Source organism: Pseudomonas sp. FW507-12TSA (assembly GCF_058781435.1).
Window position 1 is genome coordinate 1 of record NZ_JBYSWT010000060.1, and the last position, 7,977, is coordinate 7,977.

The 7,977-nt window shown below is 62.1% G+C and carries 6 protein-coding genes and 3 tRNA genes; 5 read left to right on the forward strand and 4 right to left on the reverse strand.

Features of this window, described 5'->3' with window-relative positions:
• Window position 1: 1 nt before the first annotated feature.
• The 4 genes from AC3WK8_RS31775 to uvrB form a co-directional block, all read right to left on the reverse strand.
• Window positions 2-77, reverse strand: a tRNA-Glu gene (locus AC3WK8_RS31775).
• Window positions 78-157: 80 nt separating this feature from the next.
• Window positions 158-233 (reverse strand) — tRNA-Ala (locus AC3WK8_RS31780).
• Between the two features lie 280 nt (window positions 234-513).
• The gene (gene gltX, locus AC3WK8_RS31785) at window positions 514-1,995 is read right to left on the reverse strand and encodes a glutamate--tRNA ligase (protein WP_085599509.1); all 1,482 of its coding nucleotides are present in this window, start codon (window positions 1,993-1,995) and stop codon (window positions 514-516) included.
• 156 nt (window positions 1,996-2,151) lie between these two features.
• Entirely contained in the window at window positions 2,152-4,167 is a 2,016-nt protein-coding gene (uvrB, locus tag AC3WK8_RS31790) for an excinuclease ABC subunit UvrB (protein ID WP_085599510.1), read from the reverse strand.
• A gap of 336 nt (window positions 4,168-4,503) precedes the next feature.
• On the opposite strand from uvrB, the gene AC3WK8_RS31795 reads away from it, so the two are divergent.
• The 5 genes from AC3WK8_RS31795 (at window position 4,504) to AC3WK8_RS31815 (ending at window position 7,907) form a co-directional block, all read left to right on the forward strand.
• Window positions 4,504-5,700 carry an amino acid aminotransferase gene (locus AC3WK8_RS31795; protein ID WP_022643423.1) on the forward strand — a complete coding sequence of 399 codons (1,197 nt, stop codon included), beginning with the start codon at window positions 4,504-4,506 and terminating at the stop codon, window positions 5,698-5,700.
• Window positions 5,701-5,821: 121 nt separating this feature from the next.
• Entirely contained in the window at window positions 5,822-6,019 is a 198-nt protein-coding gene (locus AC3WK8_RS31800; protein ID WP_103327151.1) for a hypothetical protein, read from the forward strand.
• Window positions 6,020-6,106: 87 nt separating this feature from the next.
• Window positions 6,107-6,182 (forward strand) — tRNA-Asn (locus AC3WK8_RS31805).
• Between the two features lie 225 nt (window positions 6,183-6,407).
• Window positions 6,408-6,551, forward strand: a complete 144-nt coding sequence (locus AC3WK8_RS31810) for a hypothetical protein (RefSeq protein WP_158250078.1) — start codon at window positions 6,408-6,410, stop codon at window positions 6,549-6,551.
• A 201-nt stretch (window positions 6,552-6,752) separates the two neighbouring features.
• The gene (locus AC3WK8_RS31815; RefSeq protein WP_103327153.1) at window positions 6,753-7,907 is read left to right on the forward strand and encodes an MFS transporter; all 1,155 of its coding nucleotides are present in this window, start codon (window positions 6,753-6,755) and stop codon (window positions 7,905-7,907) included.
• The last annotated feature ends 70 nt before the right edge of the window (window positions 7,908-7,977 follow it).

A 7,977-nucleotide genomic window follows, 5' to 3' on the forward strand; every position in this document is an offset into this window, starting at 1 on the left:
CTGGCGTCCCCTAGGGGACTCGAACCCCTGTTACCGCCGTGAAAGGGCGGTGTCCTAGGCCACTAGACGAAGGGGACGCAAACCCTTCTATACAACTGATCGGTGCTGAGTGCCGATCGATTCAAGGCCGGTGTGGCCAGACCTTGAACTGTAAATTTGGTGGAGCTAGACGGGATCGAACCGTCGACCTCTTGCATGCCATGCAAGCGCTCTCCCAGCTGAGCTATAGCCCCTCGTCGGTTAGGACGGGGCGAATCTTAAGGGGCGTTCGCAAGGCTGTCAATTTTTTTTCAGCTTTTTGCAAAAAAAATTACCGGGATAACAAACACTTACCGGCCCGCCCTGAAAAACCGGGCTTTTGCACCCTTCCCGACTTGTGCCGACTCCCGCAAAAGAGTCGAGCCAAGCCTGGAGAATTGCCGGTCGCGGCAACCAATTCGCCTGACGCCAGAGATTCAAGCGTAGTCGAAAAGCTCGCCGCTCCTGGCAGCACTGCTGCGGCACCACGCCGTCTCAGGCGATGGCGCCCAGCAGTTTTTCCCACTCCTTGTTCTCTTTCTTCGACACGCCACCGAGCAGGTCGATAGCCTGGCGCAGACGGAAGCGAGTCAGGTCCGGACCAAGGATTTCCATGGCATCGAGCACCGACACCGAACTGGCCTGGCCGGTGATGGCGGCGAACATCAGCGGCATGGCATCGCGCAGCTTCAGCTCCAGGGATTCGACCACGGCCTGGATAGTCGCGGTGATGCTGTCCTTTTCCCACTGGCGCAGGCTTTCGAGCTTCCACAGGATCAGCTGCATCAGCTGGCGCACCTGATCGCCCGACAGCTTCTTGGATTCGAACAGCTTGGCATCCGGAGTGACTCCACCAGCAAAGAAGAACCCGGCCAGCGGCGCGATCTGGCTGAAGGTCTCGACCCGCCCCTGGACATGGGGAGCGATCTTCATCATGTAGTCGCTGTTGAACGCCCACTTCTGCACGCGAGTGGCGAACTCCTCCACCGGCAGGTCACGCAGCCACTGGCCGTTGAGCCAGGACAGCTTCTCGATATCGAAAATCGGCCCGCCCAGGGAGACCCGCGACAGGTCGAAGTTGTCGACCATTTCCTGCAACGAGAACTTCTCGCGCTCGTCCGGCATCGACCAGCCCATGCGCCCCAGGTAGTTGAGCATGGCCTCGGGCATGAAGCCCATGCGCTCGTAGAAGGTCACCGAAGTCGGGTTCTTGCGCTTGGACAGCTTGCTCTTGTCCGGGTTACGCAGCAGCGGCATGTAGCACAACTGTGGTTGCTCCCAGCCGAAGTACTCGTAAAGCAGGATCAGTTTCGGTGCCGATGGCAGCCACTCTTCGCCACGCAGCACATGGGTGATGCCCATCAGGTGGTCGTCGACCACGTTGGCCAGGAAGTAGGTCGGCAAGCCATCGGTCTTCATCAGGACCTGCATGTCCATGCGATCCCACGGGATCTCGACATCGCCACGCAGCAGGTCCGGTACCACGCAGACGCCTTCGCTGGGCACCTTCATGCGGATCACATGGGGTTCACCGGCCGCCAGGCGCTGGGCCACTTCTTCCTTGGACAGCAACAATGCGCGCCCGTCGTAGCGCGGGGTTTCGCCACGGGCCATCTGCTCGGCACGCATCTGGTCCAGTTCCTCGGCGGTACAGAAGCAGGGGAACGCGTGCCCCATGTCCACCAGTTGCTGGACGTACTTCTGGTAGATATCGCCACGTTCGCTCTGGCGATACGGGCCATGGGGACCGCCGACATCCGGGCCTTCGCTCCAGTTGATCCCCAGCCAGCGCAAGGCATCGAAGATCTGCTGTTCGGACTCACGTGTGGAACGCAGTTGGTCGGTGTCTTCGATACGCAGGATGAACTCACCGCCGTGCTGCTTGGCAAAGCAATAGTTGAACAAAGCGATATAAGCAGTACCTACGTGGGGATCCCCGGTAGGCGATGGCGCGATGCGCGTACGGACGGTGGTCATGGCATGTCTCGGAAAGAATATAAAAGCTAAGGAACAAACAAGGGGCGAATGGTAACAGGCGATACCAGGCGCGCTCCAGTAAGGAGGGCATTTAACCCCAGGTCACGGTTACGGGCGATTGCGCCCCATGGCCGCTGCCATGGGGGCGCGCACCGCTCAGACGTTGAGCAGGCGCTCACGCAGCTTGCTGATCTCGTCCCGCAGCTGGGCTGCCGCCTCGAACTCCAGGTCCCGGGCCAACTGGTACATCTTTTCCTCGAGCTGGCGGATGCGCTTGGTGATCTCGCTCGGCGAACGCAGCTCGTTTTCGTAGCGAGCGCTCTCCTCCGCGGCCTTGGCCATGCCCTTGCGCTTCTTGCTGCGCGAACCGGGCACGGTGGCACCTTCCATGATGTCGGTGATGTCCTTGACCACCCCCTTTGGGGTGATGCCATTGGCCTGGTTGAAAGCCAGTTGCTTGTCGCGCCGGCGCTCGGTCTCGCCGATGGCGCGCTGCATGGAGCCGGTGATGTTGTCGGCGTAGAGGATCGCCTTGCCATTGAGGTTACGCGCAGCGCGGCCGATGGTCTGGATCAGCGAGCGCTCGGAGCGCAGGAAGCCTTCTTTGTCGGCATCGAGAATCGCCACCAGCGACACCTCGGGCATGTCCAGGCCCTCGCGCAGCAGGTTGATCCCCACCAGCACGTCGAAAGTACCCAGGCGCAGGTCGCGAATGATCTCCACCCGCTCCACGGTATCGATGTCCGAGTGCAGGTAGCGCACACGGACGCCGTGGTCAGCCAGGTAGTCGGTGAGATCCTCGGCCATGCGCTTGGTCAGGGTGGTCACCAGCACCCGCTCCTCCAGGGCCACGCGCTTGGTGATTTCCGACAGCAGGTCGTCGACCTGGGTCAACGCTGGACGCACCTCCACCAGGGGGTCCACCAGGCCGGTGGGGCGTACCACCTGCTCCACCACCCGACCGGCGTGCTCGGCCTCGTAGTTGCCGGGAGTGGCGGAGACGAAGATGGTCTGCGGGCTGACGCCTTCCCATTCGTCGAAACGCATCGGCCGGTTATCCAGCGCCGAAGGCAGGCGGAAGCCATATTCCACCAGGGTTTCCTTGCGCGAACGGTCACCCTTATACATCGCGCCGACCTGGGGCACGCTGACATGGGACTCGTCGATCACCAACAGGGCATCGGGCGGCAGGTAGTCATACAGGGTCGGCGGCGGCGCCCCGGCCGGACGCCCGGACAGGTAGCGCGAGTAGTTTTCGATACCGTTGCAGTAGCCCAGCTCGAGGATCATCTCCAGGTCGAAGCGAGTGCGCTGCTCCAGGCGCTGGGCTTCCACCAGCTTGTTGTTGGAACGCAGGTACTCCAGGCGCTCCTGCAGCTCCTCCTTGATTCCATCGACGGCCTCCAGCAGGGTCTCGCGCGGGGTCACGTAGTGGCTCTTGGGATAGAAGGTGAAGCGCGGCAGCTTGCGGATCACCTCGCCGGTCAACGGGTCGAAGGCACTGATGCTTTCCACTTCGTCGTCGAACAACTCGATGCGGATCGCTTCCAGGTCGGATTCCGCCGGGTAGATATCGATCACGTCGCCGCGGACCCGGAAGGTCGCGCGGGCGAAATCCATGTCGTTGCGGGTGTATTGCAGGTCCGCCAGGCGCCGCAGCAAGGCACGCTGGTCGAGCTTGTCGCCGCGATCCACGTGCAAGACCATCTTCAGGTAGGTTTCGGGGCTGCCCAGGCCATAGATGCAGGACACCGTGGTGACGATGATCGCGTCCTTGCGCTCCAGCAGCGCCTTGGTCGCCGACAGGCGCATCTGTTCGATATGGTCGTTGATAGAAGCATCCTTCTCGATGAAGGTATCGGAGGACGGCACATAGGCTTCGGGCTGGTAGTAGTCGTAGTAGGAAACGAAGTACTCCACTGCGTTGTTCGGGAAAAACGCCTTGAACTCGCCGTACAACTGCGCCGCCAGTGTCTTGTTCGGGGCCAGTACCAGGGTCGGCCGCTGCACTTGCTGGATGACGTTGGCGATGCTGAAGGTCTTGCCTGAACCGGTCACACCGAGCAGGGTCTGGTGCGCCAGGCCGGCCTCGATGCCTTCGACCATCAGGCGGATGGCCTCCGGCTGGTCGCCGGCAGGCTGGAAACGGGTAACGAGCTGAAACTCAGACATAACCTACCTCTGGAATCATCCTGCGCGGCGCGACCGGACAGCAATGGGAAAGACCACGTACGACCCAGGTCGTCGAGGAAAGAAAACGGGAATATTCAGAATGTGGAGCCAAATCCCACAGCTTTCAAGGTAAAGGTCCTACACCCGCTAACACGCCGAATGTTGCAATAAGACTAACGGTCAGAAAATAACCCGAAAAACTTGTCGCAAAAGGCTAATAGCCTGTCGCCCGCCGCGATGATGGCCTCTATACTAGCTCCCCGTTTGTGCACCGCTCTAGTGCATTCGGCTGGAGCGCGACACGTCCCTCCACACTCCATTCAGAGCCGCCGTAAAATGAGCCTGTTCTCCGCTGTCGAAATGGCACCACGCGATCCAATCCTGGGCCTCAACGAAGCATTCAACGCCGACACCCGTACCGACAAGGTCAACCTTGGGGTGGGCGTGTACTGCAATGAGGAGGGACGCATTCCACTCCTGCGCGCCGTTGTCGAAGCCGAGACGATCCGCGCAGCCCAGCATGCCTCCCGTGGCTACCTGCCGATCGACGGCATCGCCGCCTACGACCAGGCGGTACAGAAGCTGCTGTTCGGTGCCGACTCGCCACTGCTGGCCGCTGGCCGCGTAGTCACCACCCAGGCCGTCGGCGGCACTGGCGCCCTGAAGATCGGTGCCGACTTCCTCAAGCAACTGCTGCCAAATGCCGTGGTCGCCATCAGCGACCCGAGCTGGGAGAACCATCGCGCGCTGTTCGAGACCGCGGGTTTTGCGGTGCAAAACTACCGCTACTACGATGCGGCCACCCATGATGTGAACCGTACCGGCCTGCTGGAAGACCTGAACGCCCTGCCAGAGCAGTCGATCGTGGTCCTGCACGCCTGCTGCCACAACCCGACCGGCGTCGACCTGAGCCCCGAGGACTGGAAGAACGTCCTGGAAGTGGTCAAGGCCAAGAACCTGGTGCCGTTCCTGGACATGGCCTACCAGGGCTTCGGCGATGGCATCGACGAAGATGCCGCCGCTGTCCGCCTGTTCGCCGACTCGGGCCTGACCTTCTTCGTTTCCAGCTCTTTCTCCAAGTCGTTCTCGCTGTACGGCGAGCGTGTCGGCGCGCTGTCCATCATCAGCAGCTCGAAGGAAGAAAGCGCCCGCGTGCTGTCCCAGGTCAAGCGCGTGATCCGCACCAACTACTCCAACCCGCCGACCCATGGCGCCACCATCGTCGCCGCGGTGCTCAACAACCCGGAACTGCGTGCCCAGTGGGAGCAGGAACTGGCGGAAATGCGTCTGCGGATTCGCGGCATGCGCACCCAGATGGTCGACCTGCTGGCCAAGGGCGCCCCACAGCACGACTTCAGCTTCGTTGGCCGCCAACGCGGCATGTTCTCCTACTCCGGCCTGAGCGCCGAGCAAGTGGGCCGGCTGCGCAACGAGTTCGGCATCTATGCCCTGGACACCGGCCGCATCTGCGTTGCCGCGCTGAACCAGAGCAATATCGGCGCGGTGACCAAGGCCATCCTCCAGGTGATCTGAGCCACTGCCGGTAGCCTGTGAACAAGAGGGGAAGCCACGGCTTCCCCTTTTTCATGGGCGCCCGACATTCTCCCCCACGCCCTCTAGACTCAAACCGTGTCTTGCCAAGCGAGAACCGCCAATGAAAAACGATGACCTGCGGGCCGAACGCGACGACCCCGAACATTACCTGCCCCGCTCGCAGAAACGCGAAAAAGGCCTGGTGCTGCAGATCGCCCTGGGCGTATTCCTCGGGGGCCTGGCGTTGTGGCTGGTGCAACTGGCGGCCAATGCGCTGATGGCCAGGCTGATGCTTGGCACCTTGACCTTCGGTGGCTGAGGGCAGCGTCTGCACACCGGAAGAAAAATTCGCCTTTTTTCTTCAAGCGCTTGACTTCCCTTTTTGAATCAGTAAGATACGGCGCATTCCGCGATAGCTCAGTTGGTAGAGCAAGTGACTGTTAATCACTGGGTCCCTGGTTCGAGTCCAGGTCGTGGAGCCATCTTCCAAGACTGATTTGCCACGCAATCCACGAAGAGCGCCCTGCTCCTCCGGCAAATCGGCTCAAGCAATATCCCCTCAGATACCTCCTCCGCATGCCAGCCAGGCATGCGGCCAAGCTATTCATATATCCCTGAAAAACCCATGCACATGCCTGGTTGCTTTGGCGCAAGGGCCTGACGTAGGCTGTGCGCCTCTTTTTCCAACCAGTCAGACAATGATGTCCGTGCCAGCACAGTTAGCGTGCAATTCTTCCTCGATCTCCCCTTCGGCCAGCCTGGCCATTGTCCAGCATGACTGCGCGATCAATCGTCGGCGTCGCAGCGTGCTGTTCGCCTTCACCTTCTCTCCGCCCCAAGGCCTGCGCTGACCGCGACTGCCCCGGCACCCGTAACCCCCTGCGATCCGAACCTGGGGCAAGCGACCTGAAAACAACTTGCTTGCCCCAAGGCCTGCGCGCGCCACCAGGGTTCGTCCGGCAATCGTTTGCACCGCCGCCGGCGTCACGACGCATGACTGCGCCTCTTTACTTCATCTAGGCACCTGGAAATCCGGGTGCAGGTCTTGAGCAATGAACAAAGCCTTGTTAGCCGCCCTGATACTGGGCATCTCCATCGTCGGCCTGAGCATCGGCTCCAGCGTGCCGATCCTGGCCCTGCGCCTGTACCAGGCCGGGGCCTCCAACAACCAGATCGGCCTCATGTCGGCCCTGCCCGCCGCCGGCATGATGCTCTCGGCCTTCCTGGTCAACGTCCTGTGCCAACGCCTGACCCGCCGCCAGATCTACCTGCTGTGCTTCAGCCTCTGCGCCCTGAGCGTGGCCGCCCTGGAGTTGCCGGGCCTTGATCTCTACAGCCTGGGCCTGGCGCGTATCGGCATGGGCCTGGGCGCCGGGCTGATCATCATCCTCGGGGAAACCTGGGTCAATGAAATGGCCGAAGACAGCAGCCGTGGGCGCCTGGTGGCGGTCTATACCACCTGCTTCACCTTTTTCCAGCTGCTGGGACCGGGCCTGGTGTCGGTACTGGGCACCGAAGGGCCGGCCGTACTGGGCATCGTCACCATCGGTTATGCGCTGGCCATCGCCGTGGTCTGGCTGACCCTGCCCCGGGAAGATGCCCCGAGCCCCCACGCCGAAAGCCGGACCTTCTCGGTACTGGGCTTCATCCGCGTCGCCCCGGCACTGTGCGTGGGCATCCTGTTCTTCGCCTTCTTCGACAGCATGGTGCTCTCGCTATTCCCGGTCTATGCCGCCGACCATGGCTACAGCATCAAGCTCGCCGCCCTGATGGTGACCGTCATTCTCCTGGGCGACACGGCGTTCCAATTCCCCCTGGGCTGGATCTCGGACAAGCTCGGACGCCCCGGTATCTACCTGGGATGCGGCATCATCTCGCTGCTGATCGGCCTGGGCCTGCCGGTGTTGATGCAAACCCCCGGCCTGCTCTGGCCGAGCCTGGTGATCCTCGGGGCCGCGGCGGGCGGCATCTACACCCTGGCGATCGTCCTGATCGGGCAGTCCTTCAGCGGCCCGGACCTGGTCACCGCCAACGCCAGCGCCGGCCTGCTCTGGGGCATCGGCAGCCTGCTCGGACCGCTGCTCAGCGGCGCGGCCATGAGCGGCGGCAGCTACGGCCTGCCCCTGACCCTATCGGCAGCCGCCGCCATCGTGGTGCTGTTCGCCCTGTCCCTGGTGCGCCAGGGCCAGTTCAAGGTCGCACAATAAGCATCTGCGGGGCGCGGCCAGTGATCATTCACAGGTCGCGTCTTTGTCATTACCATCACCCCTCCCTCCC

Excerpts from the sequence above, each read along its gene's own strand:
- gltX (WP_085599509.1), bottom strand. The coding sequence starts at position 1,995 with ATGACCACCGTCCGTACGCGCATCGCGCCATCGCCTACCGGGGATCCC.
- uvrB (WP_085599510.1), bottom strand. The coding sequence starts at position 4,167 with ATGTCTGAGTTTCAGCTCGTTACCCGTTTCCAGCCTGCCGGCGACCAG.
- AC3WK8_RS31795 (WP_022643423.1), top strand. The coding sequence starts at position 4,504 with ATGAGCCTGTTCTCCGCTGTCGAAATGGCACCACGCGATCCAATCCTG.
- AC3WK8_RS31800 (WP_103327151.1), top strand. The coding sequence starts at position 5,822 with ATGAAAAACGATGACCTGCGGGCCGAACGCGACGACCCCGAACATTAC.
- AC3WK8_RS31815 (WP_103327153.1), top strand. The coding sequence starts at position 6,753 with ATGAACAAAGCCTTGTTAGCCGCCCTGATACTGGGCATCTCCATCGTC.